The organism is Curvibacter sp. PAE-UM, from assembly GCF_001432305.1.
Lineage (GTDB): Bacteria > Pseudomonadota > Gammaproteobacteria > Burkholderiales > Burkholderiaceae_C > Hylemonella.
Genome location: NZ_KQ483358.1, coordinates 330,044 through 348,955 on the forward strand (window position 1 = coordinate 330,044; position 18,912 = coordinate 348,955).

At 65.6% G+C, this 18,912-nt stretch carries 15 protein-coding genes; 6 read left to right on the plus strand and 9 right to left on the minus strand.

What is annotated here, in order from left to right:
• Positions 1 to 75 precede the first annotated feature (75 nt).
• Entirely contained in the window at positions 76 to 543 is a 468-nt protein-coding gene (locus AO057_RS17660) for a hypothetical protein (protein WP_156404447.1), read from the minus strand.
• Between the two features lie 367 nt (positions 544 to 910).
• Between AO057_RS17660 and AO057_RS17350 the strand changes: the two genes are divergently transcribed.
• A complete protein-coding gene (locus tag AO057_RS17350; protein WP_082605370.1) occupies positions 911 to 2,560 on the plus strand; it encodes an ATP-binding protein in 1,650 nt (549 codons plus the stop codon).
• Positions 2,561 to 2,693: 133 nt separating this feature from the next.
• Here the strand turns inward: AO057_RS17350 and AO057_RS01605 are convergent, their stop codons facing one another.
• The 5 genes from AO057_RS01605 to AO057_RS01625 all read right to left on the minus strand — a co-directional run bounded on the left by AO057_RS01605 (position 2,694) and on the right by AO057_RS01625 (position 7,840).
• Positions 2,694 to 4,079, minus strand: a complete 1,386-nt coding sequence (locus AO057_RS01605; protein WP_057673980.1) for an alpha/beta fold hydrolase — start codon at positions 4,077 to 4,079, stop codon at positions 2,694 to 2,696.
• Positions 4,080 to 4,119: 40 nt separating this feature from the next.
• The gene (locus AO057_RS01610) at positions 4,120 to 4,815 is read right to left on the minus strand and encodes a molybdate ABC transporter substrate-binding protein (protein ID WP_057673981.1); all 696 of its coding nucleotides are present in this window, start codon (positions 4,813 to 4,815) and stop codon (positions 4,120 to 4,122) included.
• A 34-nt stretch (positions 4,816 to 4,849) separates the two neighbouring features.
• The gene (locus tag AO057_RS01615; RefSeq protein ID WP_057673982.1) at positions 4,850 to 5,815 is read right to left on the minus strand and encodes a tripartite tricarboxylate transporter substrate binding protein; all 966 of its coding nucleotides are present in this window, start codon (positions 5,813 to 5,815) and stop codon (positions 4,850 to 4,852) included.
• A 163-nt stretch (positions 5,816 to 5,978) separates the two neighbouring features.
• Positions 5,979 to 6,668, minus strand: coding sequence for a hypothetical protein (locus AO057_RS01620; protein ID WP_240480713.1), 690 nt, complete (start codon positions 6,666 to 6,668; stop codon positions 5,979 to 5,981).
• A gap of 143 nt (positions 6,669 to 6,811) precedes the next feature.
• Complete coding sequence (locus AO057_RS01625) at positions 6,812 to 7,840, minus strand: serine/threonine protein kinase (protein WP_057673984.1); 1,029 nt, start codon at positions 7,838 to 7,840, stop codon at positions 6,812 to 6,814.
• An 89-nt stretch (positions 7,841 to 7,929) separates the two neighbouring features.
• On the opposite strand from AO057_RS01625, the gene AO057_RS01630 reads away from it, so the two are divergent.
• Positions 7,930 to 9,186 carry an HD-GYP domain-containing protein gene (locus AO057_RS01630; protein WP_057673985.1) on the plus strand — a complete coding sequence of 419 codons (1,257 nt, stop codon included), beginning with the start codon at positions 7,930 to 7,932 and terminating at the stop codon, positions 9,184 to 9,186.
• Here the strand turns inward: AO057_RS01630 and AO057_RS01635 are convergent.
• The gene (locus tag AO057_RS01635; protein WP_057673986.1) at positions 9,176 to 10,624 is read right to left on the minus strand and encodes a serine/threonine protein kinase; all 1,449 of its coding nucleotides are present in this window, start codon (positions 10,622 to 10,624) and stop codon (positions 9,176 to 9,178) included. The two genes, AO057_RS01630 and AO057_RS01635, sit on opposite strands and share 11 nt — an antisense overlap.
• A complete protein-coding gene (locus AO057_RS01640) occupies positions 10,621 to 11,373 on the minus strand; it encodes a metallophosphoesterase family protein (RefSeq protein ID WP_057673987.1) in 753 nt (250 codons plus the stop codon). Before AO057_RS01640 ends, AO057_RS01635 begins: the two co-directional genes overlap by 4 nt.
• A 140-nt stretch (positions 11,374 to 11,513) precedes the next feature.
• On the opposite strand from AO057_RS01640, the gene AO057_RS01645 reads away from it, so the two are divergent.
• The 4 genes from AO057_RS01645 (at position 11,514) to AO057_RS01660 (ending at position 15,525) form a co-directional block, all read left to right on the plus strand.
• Positions 11,514 to 13,103, plus strand: coding sequence for a GMC family oxidoreductase (locus tag AO057_RS01645; protein ID WP_057673988.1), 1,590 nt, complete (start codon positions 11,514 to 11,516; stop codon positions 13,101 to 13,103).
• 140 nt (positions 13,104 to 13,243) lie between these two features.
• Positions 13,244 to 13,453, plus strand: a complete 210-nt coding sequence (locus tag AO057_RS01650) for a hypothetical protein (RefSeq protein ID WP_057673989.1) — start codon at positions 13,244 to 13,246, stop codon at positions 13,451 to 13,453.
• 39 nt (positions 13,454 to 13,492) lie between these two features.
• Positions 13,493 to 14,470 carry an SLAC1 family transporter gene (locus AO057_RS01655; protein ID WP_057673990.1) on the plus strand — a complete coding sequence of 326 codons (978 nt, stop codon included), beginning with the start codon at positions 13,493 to 13,495 and terminating at the stop codon, positions 14,468 to 14,470.
• On the plus strand, positions 14,467 to 15,525 hold the full coding sequence (locus AO057_RS01660; protein ID WP_057673991.1) for a DUF6352 family protein: 1,059 nt from the start codon (positions 14,467 to 14,469) through the stop codon (positions 15,523 to 15,525). The genes AO057_RS01655 and AO057_RS01660 overlap by 4 nt, the downstream gene beginning before the upstream one ends.
• Before the next feature lie 3 nt (positions 15,526 to 15,528).
• On the opposite strand, the gene icmF is transcribed toward AO057_RS01660, so the two are convergent.
• On the minus strand, positions 15,529 to 18,822 hold the full coding sequence (icmF, locus tag AO057_RS01665) for a fused isobutyryl-CoA mutase/GTPase IcmF (RefSeq protein ID WP_057673992.1): 3,294 nt from the start codon (positions 18,820 to 18,822) through the stop codon (positions 15,529 to 15,531).
• Positions 18,823 to 18,912: the final 90 nt, after the last annotated feature.

An 18,912-nucleotide genomic window follows, 5' to 3' on the forward strand; every position in this document is an offset into this window, starting at 1 on the left:
GGAAGCAATTGCGGCCCAGAGAAGCGTTCGTCGCATATCTTGCGCAACTTGGCGACATTGTTAGAGAGCAGTCTTTTATGACCTGAGTGCAGAAAGAAGCTCTTCATGCCCTCGTACTGCGAGCATCAGTATGCGCGTCGCTCCGTCCCTTCCTCGGATCTCGATGCGCACCCTGTTTCGACTCGGCGTTGAAGCGGTCTCTACACGCAGGATATTCGATCGCGGGACGTAGTGTTCCAGATCGTTGAAGCCAGGAGGCATGAGCCATTTGAAGATACCCACCGGCTCAACGAGCAAGGCATCCTTTAGAACCGTTACCACTAGTGCATTCCGCGCACCACCGACACGGGTGAACAGATTTTTGTCCGACGAACCCGATACATATTTCTCCGAGAAACGAACATCCGATCCAGAAAATGGTGGATGGGTTGGTCCTGCGCCATGGCGTCGCCACGCGAAGAAGGCGCCCCAGGCCAACACCCACAAAAAGCAGAACACGAAGAACAGCTCGAAGTGCTGCTCCATCCATTTCAGGTATTCCATCATCTCTTCTGCCCTTTAACTAAATACAGACCGTAAAAGTGCAGGCTATCCTAGCCGGATGTTCATGGTCTGAGCCCCCTTGGAGCGTCCCAGTGCTTGTTTCGTATTGGCTTTCTTGTGCTGCGCGCAGTCTGGTAGGTGTATTCGCAAACTGTAAACCCCCGCATAGGTGATTGAAATTCTAGGAAGGTCGAAACAATAGGCCCATCCCCCAAACGGGGGATAACACCACACTCACACCGCCGCGGGAAAGACAAGCCCCCCAGACCAGCAGCAGCACGACCGCCGCGTCGCGCAGACATTTGAAAAGGATCGAGGTCATCGACGCTCACACCTCTTCTGTGAGTGTCTGTAAGATTATCGAATCATGATCACCACACCAGAGCAACTCGTGTATTGGCTGGCCGAACCAGAGGGTTTGCGGCTGGAGTTCAAGGAAGCCAGGAACAACTACCACTTCGACAAACTGGTGCAGTACTGTGTAGCCTTGGCGAATGAAGGTGGCGGCAAGATCATTCTGGGAGTCAGTGATCGTCGTCCGCGTCAGATCGTGGGCACAAGCGCTTTTGAAGAACCTGGGCGAACCGAAGCAGGACTACATGAACGATTGTCACAGCGCATCCCGATAGAAGAGTTGCGAGTACCCGCAGGACGTGTTTTGATCGTACACGTACCAGCGCGCCTGCCCGGCACAGCCTGGCAGATCGATGGCCGCTATCTCAAACGCGCTGGCGACGAATTGACGGCTTTGGGTGACGTCGAACTCAAAAACATCTTTGCAGAAACTGGCCCCGATTTTTCCGCCGAACTGTGCCCGGGCGCCGGACTGCAAGACTTGGCACCGGCAGCCATTGCGCTGTTTCGTGAGCGGTGGGCCAGGAAGTCGCACGACGAACGCAAGCTACGCTGGAACGACACTGAAACGCTCACGAATGCTGAACTGCTGCTGGGCGGGCAGATCACTTATGCCGCATTGATCCTGTTCGGCACGCGTGCTGCCCTGGGGGGATGGCTGGCACAGGCGGAACTGGTATTTGAATACCGCCCATCCGATGCCTCAGGCCCTGCAGCCGACCGCGAGGAATACCGGGAGGGCTTCTTTAACTGGCAGGACGCACTGTGGAACAAGATCAACCTGCGCAACGAAAAGCAAAGCTACCAAGATGGTCTTTTCCGTCTGGATTTGCTGACGTTTGACGAAGTCGCAATGCGCGAAGCGTTGCTCAACGCAGTGGCACATCGTGATTACCGGCTGGGTGGCTCGGTATTCGTTCGCCAATACCCTCAACGACTGGAAGTGGTGAGCCCCGGGGGCTTGCCGCCTGGTATCACCCCAGCCAACATCCTGGATCAGCAAAACCCGCGCAATCGCCGACTGGCCGAGGCACTTGCCAAATGCGGCCTGATTGAACGGTCGGGTCAAGGTATGAACCTGATGTTCGAAAGCGCCATCCGTCAAGGTAAACAATTGCCCAGTTTTGCAGGCACAGCCGAACACGAAGTACGTTTGACACTGGATGGCATGGTACGAAGCCCGGCCTTTGTACGCTTCCTGGAACGCCTGGGTGAGCAAACCCTGCGTTCATTTTCCACCGAGGATTTTCTGACGCTGGATGCGCTGCATCGCGAACAACCACTGTCGCCGCACATGAAGGAACGCTTGCCTGGTCTGGTAAGCGTAGGGGCAGTGGAAGTCGTAGGACGTGGCCGGGGAGTGCGTTATATCCTGTCTGAAGCGCTTTATGCTGCGTTGGGTGCCAAAGGCACGCACACTCGCAAAAAAGGACTGGACCGCGAAACCAACAAGGCGCTTCTTCTCAAGCACCTGTCCAAACAAAAAGAAGAAGGTGCCCCACTCGCAGAACTACGCCAAGTACTGCCAGCACTACCTGCCAGTGCCGTGCAAGCTCTGATGCATGAACTCCGGGAAGAACGCGCTGTGTTCCTGCACGGCCAACGCCGATGGGCTCGATGGAAACTGATGGAATACAAGGTCTATAAGTTGGAAGACCTTTGAGTAAGCTTTAGAGATAGTCAAAATTAAAAAAAATATCAACAAAAACAACGACTTATAAAACAATTCATTGCGCGAACTTAAGCGCCGCACAATGAATTAGGGCGCCAAACTCAGCCCGCACGTACAGAAACGCTCAGTACGTCAGCTCCAGCACCGTCACCCGCTGCTGCGCCGCCGGCCAGACCCGGCCCACCAGTTTTTCGCCATTGAACTCGGCCGCGATGGCCCGGTCTGCCGCACTGGGCAGCTTGAGTTTGGCGCTGGACACGCCGGCGCCAGCCGGCGGCACACCCGGCAGCGCGGTCTGGCCGTCGAAGCGCATCTGGTCGCGTTGCGCATCGAAGTAACCCCGCGGCCGCGTGAAGATGGCCAGCGCCTGGGCGTCCTGGTCGGCAGCGGCGATACGCTCGGGCCGCAGGTTGACGATGCTGCTGGAGCGCGGGAAGGCACTGCGGTAGATGTGCGTGGTGGCGTAGCCGGGCGCCTGGATCTCGAACTCGTAGGCCGTGCCGGCCTGGGCCGTGAAGGGCCCCCAGCGGCCGTCGGCCCCCACCTTGCGTGTGTAGGCCGCCGCGCCCGTGCGCTGGCCCGTGGCCGCATCGGTGGCGTAGATGGTCAGTTCGGCGCCGGCGATGGGCAGGTTGTTGGCGAAGTTGCCCGTGGCCGGATTGAGCGGGTCCACGCCCTGGCCGGTGATGACACCGCCGAGTTCGATCCGCGACTCGGGCACGATGTCGCGCACCAGGGTGGCGCGGCCGGTGATGAAGCTGTAGGCCGCGGCGAAGGCTGCAGGCGAAAAGGAGGTCTCGCGGTGGTCGATGCGCGGGATCACGATGTTGGTGGCGCCCTTGAGTTCGGGGCCGGCATACGTGACGTTGGTGGGCTTGCCCTTGGCACCGATCCACAGGCCGTCGGGCTGGGCGAACTTGTCGTTGTTGTCGCTGCGGAGGGTGAGCCAGCGCACCGGGCCCGTGACCTCGTCGCCATTGGCGTTCTTGGGTGCGTTCAGGCCCGTGAGGAAAGGCCCCGTTCCCGAGAACTCGTTGCCTTCGCGAAAACCGGGGATGGCCCAGACGCCGTGGTTGGGTGTGCCGCCCAGGATGGCGTGCGAGACCGTGGCGACACCGCCGCCGTTCTGGATGTAGTGACGGATGGCATTGCCCCCGCGTGAATTGCCGAAGAGCACGACCTGCTGCGCACCGGTGGCGCGCAAGACCTTTTCGACTTCGGCCTTCAGAAAAGCCATGTGCTCGGCGGTAGAGCTGCGGCCGGGCTGGGACTTGCTGTCATCGTCCCGCGCCAGCGGGTAGGGTAGTTCGATGGCGTACAGGCGCTCGCGCGGCCAGCCGTTGGATTCGAAGCGCCAGAGTGTGGTCAACCACAGCGCGGCGCTGTCGCCGTTGCCGTGCACGAAGACGATGGGCGGGGCCTCGCTGAGCGAGGGCGACGGCGCCGTGGCGCAGCCACCCAGGAGGGCCAGGCCGGCCAGCAGGCCCAGGAGATGACGACGGATCAACATGTTTACCCTCCCTGGTGCCTGCGCCCAGCGGCGCCAGCGCTTATTCGAAGCCGCCTGCGCGGCGCAGTTCCGCTGCGGCCGGTGCGGCCATGAGGTCGATCATCATGCGTGCGGCCTGCGGCTGCTCGGCCTTGGCTGCGATGGCGGCGGTGTAGACCGTGGCCAGTTCAAACTCTTTGGGTAGCAGGCTGATGAGCTGCACACCCGGTGTGTAGAGGATTTCCGTGACCTGGGTGCAGCCGATCAGGCCCGCGCCGCTGGCCTCTGCCATGGCCTTCATGGCGGCGGCGCCATTGGGGTAGGGGCGCAGCGCGCCAGCCACCTGCTGGTCTATGCCCAGTTGCTTGAGCACGTTCATGAAGTGGATGCCGGCCGTGGCCTTGACCGGGTCGGGGAAGTAGATGCCCTTGGCAGCCAGCAGCGCGGCCTTGAGTGTTTCGGGCGTGTCCACCTTCGGTTGCGGCTCGCCGCTTTTCACGGCGACGCCGGTCTTCACCACCCCCAGCGGCGTGGCGCTGCCGGGCTGGACGTGGCCGTTGCTGGTGAGATCGGCGATCAGCGCCTGCGTGAGGATGACCACGTCGCAGGGCTCGCCCGCGAGCAGCTTGTCGCGCATGAGGCCCACGGCGCCGAAGCTGCCTTCGACGGCGCGGCCGGTTTCGTTGTAGATGGCGCCGCGCAGCTGGTTGACCAGCCCCTGGGCAGCGCCGCCGCTAAGGATGTGCAAAGAACTCATGTCGTGAAGTGTCGCAGTTTTGTCGCCGGCAGGTTCAGTCGACTTTAATGCCGGCGCTCTTGATCACTTTCGACCACTTGTCGATGTCCTCGCGCATGTACTTGTCGAACTCCTGCGGGTTCATCTTCATGGCCACGGCGCCCTGCTTGGTCCAGAGCTGCACCACCTCGGGCTGGCTCACGATCCTGCTCACCGCCTCGTTGAGTTGCTGAACGATGGCCGGCGGCGTGCCCTTGGGCGCCATCAGGCCGAGCCAGATGGTGGCTTCGTAACCGGGCAGGCCAGCCTCGGCCAGGGTGGGCACGTCGGGCAGCACGGCCGAGCGCTGGCGGCCGCTGGTGGCGATGGCGCGCACCTTGCCGGCACGGGCCTGCTCGGCCATGGTGGTGACGGCGTCGAACATCATGTCGACCTGGCCACCGATGATGTCGGTGCGCGCGCCGGAGCTGCCGCGGTAGGGAATGTGCACCAGGTAGATGCCAGCCATGCTCTTGAAGAGTTCACCCGCCATGTGGTACGGCGTGCCGTTGCCCGAGGAGGCGTAGTTGTACTTGCCGGGCTTGTCCTTGGCCAGCTGAAGGATGTCCTTCAGGTTCTTGACCGGCAGCGAGGGGTGCGCGACCAGCACCAGGTCGGAATAGTTGACCGGTGCCACGGGCACGAAGTCGCGCATGAGCACGAAGGGCTTGCTGGGGACGAGGGTCTCGTTCACCGTGTGGGTGTTGGACATCATCAGCAGGGTGTAGCCGTCGGCCGGGGCCTTGGCCACCACGTCGGTGCCGATGATGGAGCCGGCCCCGGGCCGGTTGTCGACCACGAAGGGCTGGCCCAGGGTTTCGCTCAGGCGCTGGCCGATGAAACGCGCATAGTTGTCGGCCGGGCCGCCCGCGGCGAAAGGCACGACGATGCGCACCGACTTGCTGGGGTAGTTCTGGGCCTGGGCCGCGCCGGCTGCCAGCAGCAGCACGGCCAGCAGGCCGCGCAGAATGGGGAATCGCATGATGCAGTCTCCTGATAGGTATGCATGCATGCTAGCCGCAGGGCAACAAGACCGCACCCGGGCTATCCCGAACTTGGCTCGCATTGGTTGGCTGCGAGCAGGGCCACGTCTCAGCCAGCAGGAGCAAGCAAGCCCGCTCCTCCTGCTGGCACTGGGATGGCGCCTAGTTCGCGGCCCACCACTGCTGCGCCTTGGCCCGGTCAAAGGCGGGCAGCAAAGCTTTCTGGATCGCCACCCCGTTCAAGGCAGGGAACTTGGCGCGGAATACAGCTTCATCGGTCGCAAACCGGTCACTGATTTCTACATCGAAAGTTCCACTCGATGCTCCTGCCACCGCTTGATCGATGAGAGGCACCGAAGGACCGGCCTTGAACTCTTCGCCCTGGCGTTCGCGCACCGTGGCAGTGACATGACCCAGGTAATACACGCCGGGTTTGCTGACGTCGAGCGGCGCATGCAGCGGCGTGAAGAACATGGCGACGAAGGGGAAGGACATGGACTGGCTGGTCAGCCCCCGGATCTCATAACGACCGGCCTCCAGCTCCAGGCGCAGCAGGTAGCTGTTGCCCGCATCGGCCGCGACGGCCTTGTTCATGGCCTTGTCGTCCATCGTGAAATTGAGCCGGTCCGCGGCCTCCTTGGCCCCGGCCTTTTCCACGTTCACGACTATCAAATTCGGCTGGTAGGACGGTTTGTAGTTGTTCTTGATGGTCGCGGTCATCAGGTAAATGGGTTTGCTGGTTTCCGTCACCTTCTGGGTATCATCCTCGAATGCCATCTTGGTCCGGGTGGCGCACCCCGTCAGTGTCAAGGCCAGAAAAGCCAGTGTCCAGCCAATTATTCTTTGTTTCATGATCGATCAGCTCCCCATGTTTTTTGCCACCTGCCAAGTGCAGGCCGGCGCATCCTAAAGGGATTCGTGTCTGATCGTCCATCCCCCAAATGGGGGATGTGGTGGCAAAACACAACGCACCACCCAAGCCCGGCAAATTTTTGCTAGACCGACAGCGGCTCTTCCTGCATGGCCTCGATCTGGTCTTCCAGCATCTGCACCTGGCCCTGCCAGTAGTCGCTGCTGCCGAACCAGGGGAAGTTGATGGGGAAGGTGGGGTCGTCCCAGCGGCGCGCCAGCCAGGCGCTGTAGTGGATCAGGCGCAGGGTGCGCAGTGGTTCGATCAGCGCGAGCTCGCGGCGATCAAACTCCCGCATCTGCTCATAGCCGTCGAGCAGGCAACTGAGCTGGTAGGTGCGCTGGGCGCGGTCGCCCGAGAGCAGCATCCACAGGTCCTGCACGGCCGGGCCCATGCGCGCGTCGTCCAGGTCCACGAAATGCGGCCCCGGCCCGGCGGCGGCCGGCACGTCCACCGGCGTCCAGAGCACATTGCCCGAATGACAGTCGCCGTGCAGGCGCAGGCGGCGGATGTCGCTGGGCGCGCCCGTCAGCACCGGCTGCTGCGCGATCAGGGCCAGCGCCTCTTCGCACTTGCGCTGCCAGCTCGACTGCACGTCCAGCGGGATCATCTCGTGCTGCAGCAGCCAGTCCATGGGCTCGCGTCCGAAAGATTGCAGATCGAGCGCGGGGCGACTGGCAAAGGGCCGGGCCGCACCCACGACATGCAGGCGGGCGAGGAAACGGCCGATCCACTCCAGCACCTCTTCATCGTCCAGCTCGGGCGGGCGGCCGCCGCGGCGCGGGCAGACCGAGAACATGAAACCGGCATGCCGGTGCAGCGTGCTGCCATTCAGTGTGAGCGGCGCCACCACCGGCACCTCGGCGGCCACCAGTTCGGCCGCAAAGGCATGTTCTTCGAGGATCTGCGCTTCGCTCCAGCGCGCGGGGCGGTAGAACTTGGCCACCACCGCCTGCCCGTCGTTCAGCTGCACCTGGTAGACCCGGTTCTCATAGGAACTCAGGGCCTGCTGGCGGCCGTCGCAGGACAGGCCCAGGCCCTCCAGCGCGTCCATCACCACGTCGGGCGTGAGCTGCTCGAAGGGATGGCGGGCGGCAGTTTCAGGTTGGGTCATGCCCCGATTGTCGCCTGCGCAATCCGTGTGCGGTGTCGCTGGCGTTTTCCCTAGGCCGGGGCCACAGGGGCGTGGCTACACTGGTTCGCATGTCGCCCCTGCTTCCTTTCCACCGCAAGCTCGCGCTCGGCACCGCTGGCGTGGCGCTGGCCGTGGCCGCGCTGGCCGGCCTGGCGGCGGGCTTCATCGCCCACGACAAGGCCGAGGACACGCTGGTGGCCCAGGCCACCGAAGACACGCAGCGCCTGCTGCGCCACGAGACCTACCGCCCCGAGGGCGTGTTGGCCACGCGCAATGCGCAGGCCGCGGCGCAGGCGCTGGCCGCCAGCCATTTCGACATCGCACAGATCTACACCGCCGGCGGCCTGCTGATGGCCGAGCAGTTCAGCGCCGATGGCCGCGCACTCGATGCCGAGCTGCCGCCGCGCAACGCGCGCAACTACACCCAACCCTGGTTTGAGCGGCGCTGGCTGCCCGGACGCCGCCCGGTGCTGCTCCTGTTCATCCCGCTGCGCAGCGAGGGCCAGGCGCTGGCCGCTTATTTCGAGGGTGCTCGCCTGGTGCCGGACTGGCAGCGCGCGCGCATGCTGGCCGACGCGCGCCGCACGGGCCTGCTGACGGCACTGGCCGTGCTGCTGTGCGGCGCCGCTCTCTACCCGCTGGTGCTGCGCCTGAACCGCGACAGCCAGAGCCGCCAGCGGGAGCTGCTGGAGTCGCACATCGCGATGATGGAGGCGTTGGGCCGCGCCATCGCGCGGCGCGATTCGGACAACGGCATCCACAACTACCGCGTGGCCTGGATCTCGGCCACGCTGGCCGAGGCCGTGGGCCTGCACGGCACACGCATGCAGGAGCTGATCGTCGGCAGCTTCCTGCACGACGTGGGCAAGATCGGCATCCCCGAGCACATCCTGCTCAAACCCGGCCCGCTGAGTCATGAGGAAATGCTCATCATGCACACGCATGTGGCCGCGGGCGAGGACATCGTCAGCGGTTCGGGCTGGCTGGCCGGCGGCCAGGCCGTGGTGGCCGGCCACCACGAGAAGTGGGACGGCAGCGGCTACCCGCGCGGCCTGGCGGGCACCGACATCCCGATGGTGGCGCGCATCTTCGCGATTGCCGACGTGTTCGATGCGCTGTGCTCGCGCCGGCCCTACAAGGAACCGGTGCCCCTTGAAACCGCCATGGCGGCCCTGCGCGCGGAATCCGGCAAGCATTTCGACCCGCACCTGGTGCAGGTCTTCGACCAGCAGGCCGCCACGGTCTACCGCACACTGACCGAGGCCGACGAGGAACAGCTGCAGGCCCTGCTCACGCGCATGGTGCGCAAGCACTTCAGCCTCTGACTTTTTCTTCCATGGGCGTCGCCAGCTGCTCGAAGGGCAGGGTCTGCTTGACGAGGATGACGGTGCAGGGCGCGTCCATGGCCACCTTGATGGGCACGGTGGCGATGAAACGCTGGGTCTTCAGGCCGTGCGTGGCCGCCCCCATGACGATGACGCTCACGCGGTTGCCGCGCGCGTAGTCGATCAGCGCCTGCGCCACGTCACCTGACTCCAGCACGTGGCAGGAGGTCTGGTGCCCGGGCCGCTCCAGCGGCTGGGCCCACAGCCTGAGCTGTGTCAGATAGCGCCGGTGCACACTGGTTTCGCTGTCGCGCTCGCTGACCGAGCTGGTCGCACCGGGAGAGATGACCGTGACGCAGGCCAGGCGCGCGCCGGGGCGCGTGCCCAGCGAACGCGCCGCCGCCTCGCGCAGCGAATAGAGCGTGGCATCGCTCACGTCCTGGTGCGGCACGGCCACCAGAACGATGGGCACCTCGGCAATCTGGCGCTCGGGCAGCGGGCTGGGCTGGTAGTGCAAACCGGCAGCGCGCACCCAGCGCTTGAAGAGGAACCAGGCCCCGGCGCCGTGTCGTCGTTCGCCGCGCGCGCTCATACGCACCTGCTGCGGGTGCTGCAGGTCGAAGGCCAGGTGGGCTGCGGACGGGTAGCGTTGCGCGGCCTCGGGCGCCAGGCAGCGCAGCACCACTTCCTGCAGCCAGGCCGGCAGCTCGGGGCGGTAACGGCGCGGCGGCGGCGGCTCCATCCACAGGCGCTGGCGCAGGCCGCCGGCCGTCACGGGCTCGCCGAAGGGCAGCTCGCGCGTGAGCAGCTGGTAGAGCATCACGCCGATGGCGAAGACGTCGCTGCGCGGGTCGCCGCGCACGCCCACCACCTGTTCGGGGGCCATCCAGGCCGGCGAGCCGACCGCGCGGCGCAGCTCCTCGGCCAGCAGGTCGGGGTAGTGCGCGTGGCAGGACAGGCCGAAGTCCAGCAGCAGCACGCGGCCATCATCGCGCACCAGCACATTGGCCGGCTTGAGGTCCAGGTGCACGGTGTTCTGCTGGTGCAGGCTGTGCACGGCATGGGCCAGGGCCACGCCCAGCGCCACCACTTCCTCGATGGGCGTCGACTCAGGCTGCTCCAGCCAGTGCTCCAGGGTGCGGCCGGGCACGTACTCCATGACCAGATAGGGCAGGCGCTCCAGGTCACCGGCCGCGACAAAACGCGGCACGTGCGGGCCGCTCAGGGCCTGCAGGATCTGGTGCTCGACCTCGAAGCTCACGATGTTTTCCGCGCCGTCGCCCTCGGCCATGCGCGGCACTTTCATGGCCAGGGGGAAGCCGGGATCGGGAGCGCCGTTGGCGTAGTGCACGCGGTAGATGTGGGCCATGCTGCCGTGGTGGATGCACTCCTCCACCACGAAACCATCCAGTTCGCTGCCAGGCTCCAGCAGTTTCATCGTCCCAGCTCCAGGCGGTCGGCAAAGAAGTCGGGCAGGCCGGCGTCGCGGATCGCCTCGGCGGCCGCGTGGTGGTCGTAGGCCACCCGGTGGAAAGTCAGTTGTGCCTGCGTGGTGTCGAACACCGCGTACATGGCCTTGGGACTACCGTCACGCGGCTGTCCGACCGAGCCGATGGTGGCGAGCCAGTGCCGCCGGGCCGACACCGGCACCGCCACGCCGGCCGTGGGCACGAAGGAGATGAGCTTGTCGTCCGCACCACGGTAATAGAGCGACTGGCGGTGCACGTGGCCGCCAAAGACGTAGCGCACTCCCTCGAGCTTGCCGGCAGCTTCCAGGCTGAGGGCGGCCACCTGCGCGTCATAGACATAACGCCAGAGCGCGGGTTCATCGGCGGTGGCGTGCACCAGCAGCACGCGATCGTCCTGCACGGTCATGGGCAGCCCGGCCAGGAAGGCGCGCTGCACGACATCGAGCTGTTCGTGCGTCCACCAGGCCGTGCTCTCGCCCAGGGTGGTGTTGCCCGCGGGTGGATGGGCCGCCATGTCGTCGTGGTTGCCCTTGAGCACCAGGGCCCCTTCGTCGGCCAGATCCATGATGCGACGCACCACGGGCCCCGGGTCGGCGCCATAACCGACCAGGTCACCCAGGAAGGCCAGCCGCTCGGCACCCTGCGCCTGGGCATGTGCCAGGCAGGCCTCCAGGGCCTGGAGGTTGGCATGAAGGTCGGACAACAAGGCCAGTCGCATGCTGGCAGTATGCCTTGCCGTACCGGACTGAACAGGGGGTTTGCACCTGGCTTTTGATGCAAGTCAAGCCGGCATGCGGGTATCACCCGGGGCAGCAACCGGGGGTCTGTCGCTAACATGCCAGCAGCGGGAGACTGTTCATGTACGACTACATCATCATCGGCGGCGGCTCGGCCGGCTGCGTCCTGGCGGCGCGCCTGTCGGAAGACCCGGGCGTGCAGGTGGCACTGCTGGAGGCCGGCCCGCGTGACGACAGCGTGCTGATCCATTGCCCGGCCGGCCTGGCGCTGCTGGCCAAGAGCGGCCAGGCCAACTGGGGCCTGCAGACCGTGCCGCAGGCCGGCCTGAATGGCCGGCGCGGTTACCAGCCGCGCGGCAAGGTGCTGGGCGGCTCCAGTTCGGTCAACGCCATGATCTACACGCGCGGCCACCCGCGCGACTACGACGACTGGGCCGCCCAGGGCAACCCCGGCTGGGCCTGGTCCGACGTGCTGCCTTTTTTCAAGCGGGCCGAACACAACGAACGCGGTGCGGACGATTTCCACGGCAGCGGCGGCCCGCTCAACGTGATGGATCTGCGTTGCCCCAACCGCCACAGCCCGGACTTCGTGCAGGCCGGCATCCAGGCCGGTTATGCGCACAACCCCGACTTCAACGGCGCCGGGCAGGAAGGCGTGGGCCTGTACCAGGTCACGCACAAGAACGGCGAGCGCTACAGCGCCGCCAAGGCCTACCTCACACCCCACCGTACACGCGCCAACCTGCACGTGCTCACCGGCGCGCATGCCACGCGCATCCTGCTGGAAGGAAAGCGTGCCGTGGGCGTGGCGTTCGTGCAGGACGGCCAGCAGCGCGAACTGCGCGCCAGCCGCGAGGTGCTGCTGAGCGCCGGCGCCCTGCTCTCGCCGCAACTGCTGATGCTCTCGGGCATCGGCGCGGCGGACCAGCTGCGCGGGCACGGCATCACGCCCTTGCACGAGCTGCCCGGCGTGGGCTGCAATCTGCAGGACCACGTGGACGTGGTGCTGGTCTACGACGCGCCGCAGCTGACCGACCTGTTCGGCCTGTCCTTCAAGGGCGCGCTCAACATGGTGCGCGGCATCTTCGAGTGGCGCCGCCAGCGCAGCGGCATGCTGACCACCAACTTCGCCGAGGCCGGCGGTTTCATCCGCAGCCAGGCCAGCGAGCCCATCCCCGATCTGCAGCTGCACTTCGTGGTGGGCAAGCTGGTAAACCACGGCCGCACCACGACCACGGGCCACGGTTATTCCTGCCATGTCTGCCTGCTGCGCCCGAAAAGCCGCGGCAGCGTGCGCTTGGGCCAAGCCGACCCGCTGGCCGCGCCGCTGATCGACCCGGCCTTCCTGGCCGAGCGCGACGACATGGACCGGCTGATCCGCGGCTTCAAGCTGATGCGCAGCATCCTGTCGCAACCGGCGCTGGCGCGTTTCGGCGCGCGCGAGCTGCCGGCCTCGGCCGGCGCACAAAGCGACGCGCAGATCGAGGAATTCATCCGCAACCATGCCGACACCATCTACCACCCGGTGGGCAGCTGTCGCATGGGGCCGGGCCCGCTGGACGTGGTGGATGCGCAGCTGCGCGTGCACGGGCTGCAGGGCCTGCGGGTGGTGGATGCTTCGGTCATGCCCGGCCTGGTGGGCGGCAATACCAACGCACCGGTGATCATGATGGCCGAGAAGGCCGCCGCGCTGATCCGCGCGGCCGGCTGAGCGCCGGTGTCAGGCACAGCAGAGGTGCTTGTCAGGTAAATTCCGACACGCGAAACCGGCAGATGCCGATTCAAGTTGGCTGACACGGGGCCTAGAGTGATTGCACCACATCCGCAAATGATGTGATGCAAGGAAAACCTGTGAGAACCAACCCCATTTCGCTCAACCCCTTCAGCCTCATGATGGAGCCGGAGATCGTGCTCCAGGCCATGGAGCATTCCAAGTCCCTGCGTGCACTGCGCCGCCACAAGCTGCGCCCGCTGGACAAACCCCTGATCCCCTACGCCGTCAACCCGGTCGACGACGAACTGGACGAAGAGACCATTCCGGGCGAGCTCAGCAACCACTGAGCCGCTGGCGCGGCCCGCGGTGCTGCTAGCATCGGGCGCATGCATATCCCGTCCTGGCTCCTGCGTTTTCCTGTCGGTCTTTTTGCCATCCCCGTTGGCCTGCTGGCGCTCGGTGGCGCCTGGCGCCGTGCCACGCAATTCGGCTGGGCCTGGGCCCGCGACGTCGGCGACCTGCTGGCCTGGTCCGCCCTGGCCGTCCTGGCTGTCCTGCTGCTGATCTATCTGGCCAAATGCCTGCGGCATCCGCAGACCATCGCCGCCGAGTTCACCCACCCGCTGGCCGGCTCGCTGATGGCGCTGGTGCCACTGTCCATCCTGCTGTGCATCATCTATTTCGGCACACCCGGCCATGCCGGCTGGCTGCTCCTGCTGCTGGCCACGCTGGCGATGCAAGGGGTGATTGCCATCCGCATCGTGGCCATCATCACCAACGCCTCCTTGCCCGCCGGTGCGGTCACCCCGGCACTTTATGTACCCCCGGTCGCCGGCGGTTATGTGGGCGGCATGGCCCTGCAGGTGCTGGGTTACCCGGGCTGGGCCGCCCTGCTCCTGGGCATGGGCCTGGTCAGCTGGGCGCTGCTGGAGATCCGCGTGCTCAACCGCCTGTTCGAAGGCGCCATGCCCGAGGCCCTGCGCCCCACCATCGGCCTGGAACTGGCGCCTGCCACGGTGGGCACGCTGACGGTGGCCACGCTGTGGCCGCAGCTGCCGGGTGAGCTGCTCATCATCGGCCTGGGCATCGCGGCCGGGCCGCTGGTGGCGGTCATGGCACGCTACAAGTGGTGGGGGCACCTGCCCTTCGCCATCGGGTTCTGGTCCTTTTCCTTCCCGGTAGCGGCTTTTGCCGCCGTCCTGATCGAGGTGGTCTACCGTGGCGCCTGGCCGCCGGCCGTCGCCGCCGTCGGCCTGGCCCTGGCCTCGGTGGTCATCGCCTTCCTCGCACTGTCCACGCTGCGCCTGCTGGCCCAAGGCCGGCTGATCCCCACCGCACCGGCACCGACAGCGCCGCGGCCATGAACTTCTGGCCTTCCTGCGGTTACGACCGCCTGCAACGCAATGCGCAGGGCTGGCTGCTCGTCACGCCGGACTACCTACGCCTGTTCCTCGACCGGCCCGAGCTGGCCCTGGTCCCCGAGTCCTGCAAGGCCGAACGCCGGCTGCACCAGGCCCTGCGGGACGATCCGCTGCAGTCGGTCGCGCCGGAAACACTGGCGCGTTTCAAGGACGCCGATGCGCGTGACAACTACCAGTTTTTCCTGGACTTCCGCGACGCCCTGCTGGCTGCCGGCACGCTGGAGGCGTATTACCTGCAGCTCATGCGCAGCGGCCGCATCACCATCCCCCCGCTCTTCATCGACCTGATCGTGCAGGCCATGCTGCGCGGCCTGCTGGCGGACAACGAGGACGCGCAGCAGCTGCGTGCGGCCGAGCTGCTGTTCCGCCCGCAGCGCCTGACCGTGCAGGAGGGCCAGGTGCTGGCCGCCGACCAGGCCGTGGTGGACCTGTACAGCGAGAACGCCGGCCTGGGCGAGATCGGCCGCCTGCTGATGGAAAACAAGTCCCGGCTACGCGAGGCCGAGCTGGCCGTGCTCGATGCATCGAACGCCGCACGTTACTGGGAACGCAGCGAGCGTTACCACTACCTGCTGGACCTCACGCACGAAGTGCAGCAGGAGCTGAGCCACGGCCTGACCCTGCGCATGACACGCGCACGCAGCGGCCTGAAGGCGCTGGCGCGGGTGCTGGAACTCTGGGTGCAGCACCTGCTGGGCGTGGAAGTGACGATCGAGCCGCTGGCGCGCGTGGACGATACGGCCTGGCGCTGGCACATCGGCCTGGACACCGAGGCCACGGCCATCCTCAACGATCTGTACGAAGAGCAGACGGTGGAGCCCGAGCGCATGCAGCGCCTGGTCAGCCTGTTCCGCCTGAGCTTTGCCGACCCGGCCCAGATGCAGGCCGAACTGGCGGGCAAACCGGTCTACCTGGGCCTGGCCATGAACGCGCAGGGCCTGCTGCGCCTGAAGCCGCAGAACCTGCTGCTCAACCTGCCGCTGGCCAAGCAGCAATAGGGTTTACATGTTCCGGCGGTACTGGCCGCCGACCTCGAACAGCGCAGTGGTGATCTGGCCCAGGGAGCAGACACGCACCGCGTCCATCAGCACCGCGAACACATTGCGGTTCTCGATCACGGCCTGCTGCAGGCGTTGCAGCTGGGCCGGCGATTCGTCGGCGTGGCGCGCGTGGAAGTCGGCCAGGCGCTTGAGCTGGCTCTGCTTTTCCTCGTCGGTCGAGCGCGCCAGCTCCAGCTTCTCCATCACGGTGTCGCCGTGCGGGTTGCGGAAGGTGTTGACACCGATGATGGGCAGCTCGCCGGTGTGCTTGAGCATCTCGTAGGTCATGCTCTCGTCCTGGATCTTGCCGCGCTGGTAGCCGGTCTCCATGGCGCCCAGCACACCACCGCGCTCGCTGATGCGCTCGAACTCGGCCAGCACGGCCTCTTCCACCAGCTCGGTCAGCTCCTCGATGATGAAAGCGCCCTGACTGGGGTTCTCGTTTTTCGCCAGCCCCCACTCGCGGTTGATGATGAGCTGGATGGCCATCGCACGGCGCACGGAATCTTCCGTGGGCGTGGTGATGGCCTCGTCGAAGGCGTTGGTGTGCAGCGAGTTGCAGTTGTCGTAGATGGCAATCAGGGCCTGCAGCGTAGTACGGATGTCGTTGAACTGGATCTCCTGCGCGTGCAGGCTGCGGCCGCTGGTCTGAATGTGGTATTTCAACTTCTGCGACCGTTCATTCGCGCCGTACTTCTCCTTCATGGCCACGGCCCAGATGCGGCGCGCCACGCGGCCCATCACGGTGTACTCGGGGTCCATGCCGTTGGAGAAGAAGAAGGACAGGTTGGGCGCGAAGTCGTCGATGTGCATGCCGCGCGCGAGATACGCTTCCACCAGCGTCAGGCCGTTGGACAGGGTGAAGGCCAGCTGGCTGATGGGGTTGGCGCCGGCTTCGGCGATGTGATAACCGCTGATGGACACGCTGTAAAAATTGCGCACACCGTGGTGCACGAAAAACTCGGCGATGTCGCCCATGACCTTGAGCGAGAACTCGGTGGAGAAGATGCAGGTGTTCTGGCCCTGGTCTTCCTTGAGGATGTCGGCCTGCACGGTGCCGCGCACGTTCTCCAGCACCCACTCGCGGATCTTTTCGGCTTCGGTGTCGGTGGGCACGCGGCCGTTGTCGGTCTTGAATTTGGCCAGGTACTGGTCGATGGCCGTGTTCATGAACATGGCCAGGATGGTGGGCGCCGGGCCGTTGATGGTCATGCTCACGGACGTGGCCGGGTCGCAGAGGTCGAAGCCCCCGTAGAGCACCTTCATGTCGTCCAGCGTGGCAATGCTCACGCCCGAGTTGCCGACCTTGCCGTAGATGTCGGGGCGCGGGTCCGGGTCGTTGCCGTAAAGCGTGACCGAGTCGAAGGCCGTGGACAGGCGCTTGGCCGGCATGTTGGCGCTCAGCAGCTTGAAGCGCTTGTTGGTGCGAAAGGGGTCGCCCTCGCCTGCGAACATGCGCGTGGGGTCTTCGTTCTCACGTTTGAAGGCAAAGGTGCCGGCCGTGTAGGGGTAGCTGCCGGGCACGTTATCCAGCATCAGCCACTTGAGGATTTCGCCGTGGTCCTCGTATTGCGGCAGCGCCACCTTGCGGATGGTGGTGCCCGAGAGTGACTTGGTGGTCAGCGCGGTGCGGATCTCCTTGTCGCGAATCTTCACCACGTACTCGTCACCCGCATAGGCCTGTTGCATGGCGGGCCACTGGGCCAGCAGGCGGCTGGCATCGGCATCCATCTGCAGCTGGCGCGACTGCGCCAGATCGATCGCCGCCTCGGCGGCCTTGGCGCGATCCGGTTTGTCCTGCTTGAGCATGGCCGCGGCCGCGTTGAGCTGCTGGATCTCGCGCGCCAGGCGGGCCTGGGACCGCGCACGGCGCTTGTAGCCACGCACCGTGTCGGAAATCTCGGCCAGGTAACGCGTACGGGCACCGGGCACGATGGGGCTCTGGTTGCTGCTGTGGCGCACGCTCACAACCGGCAGGCGGCCGGTTTCGAGCTTCAGGCCCAATGCGCCCAGCCGTACCTTGAGGGCCTGGTAGAGCGCGGTCACACCGTCGTCGTTGAAGCGCGCGGCCATGGTGCCGAAGACCGGCATCTGCTCGGGCGGGATGCTCCAGGCTTCGCGGTTGCGCTGCACCTGCTTGGCCACGTCGCGCAGGGCGTCGGGCGCGCCCTTGCGGTCGAACTTGTTGATGGCCACGAACTCGGCGAAGTCCAGCATGTCGATCTTTTCGAGCTGGCTGGCGGCGCCGAACTCGGGTGTCATCACGTACAGCGGCACATCCACATGCGGCACGATGGCGGCGTCGCCCTGGCCGATGCCCGAGGTCTCGACCACGATGAGGTCGAAGCCGGCGCACTTGCAGGCGGCCACCACATCGGGCAGGGCCGCGCTGATCTCGCTGCCGGCATCGCGTGTGGCGAGTGAGCGCATGAAAACACGTGGTCCCTGCGCCCAAGGGGAAATCGCGTTCATGCGGATGCGGTCACCCAGCAAGGCGCCGCCACTCTTGCGGCGCGAGGGGTCGATGCTGATCACGGCCACACGCAGCGCATCGCCTTGGTCCAGGCGCAGGCGGCGGATCAGCTCATCCGTAAGCGAGCTCTTGCCGGCGCCGCCGGTGCCGGTGATGCCCAGCACGGGAACCTTCCTGGCGGCCGCTTGCTCACGCAAGCGTGCGACCAGCCCCGCATCGGCGCTGCCGTTCTCCAGTGCCGTCATGAGCTGGGCCAGCGCGCGCCAGGCGGCCTCGCCATGGCCCTGAAGGGCGTCGATCTTTTTCGGTGCCAGGGCGCTGATGTCCCGGTCGCAGCGCATGACCATCTCGCCGATCATGCCGGCCAGGCCCATGCGCTGACCATCCTCGGGGCTGTAGATGCGCGTCACGCCGTAAGCCTGCAACTCGCGGATCTCGGTGGGCACGATCACTCCGCCGCCGCCGCCGAAAACCTGGATGTGGGCGCCGCCGCGCGCCTTGAGCAGGTCCATCATGTACTTGAAGTACTCGACGTGACCGCCCTGGTAGGAGCTGATGGCGATGCCCTGCACGTCTTCCTGCAGTGCGGCCGTGACGACCTCGTCCACGCTGCGGTTGTGCCCCAGGTGGATGACCTCGGCGCCCATGCCCTGCAGGATGCGGCGCATGATGTTGATGGCCGCATCGTGCCCGTCGAACAGGCTGGCTGCGGTGACAAAACGCACCTTGTGCGTGGGACGGTAATTCGCGAGGGCCTTGAAGTCGGCGGACAGGTCGGTCATGGTGTACCCACGTTGACGTTTACGTAAACGTCAATCTTACCGTTTCCCGGCTGACCGACCAAGAAAAAGGGGCGCTTGCGCGCCCCTTGA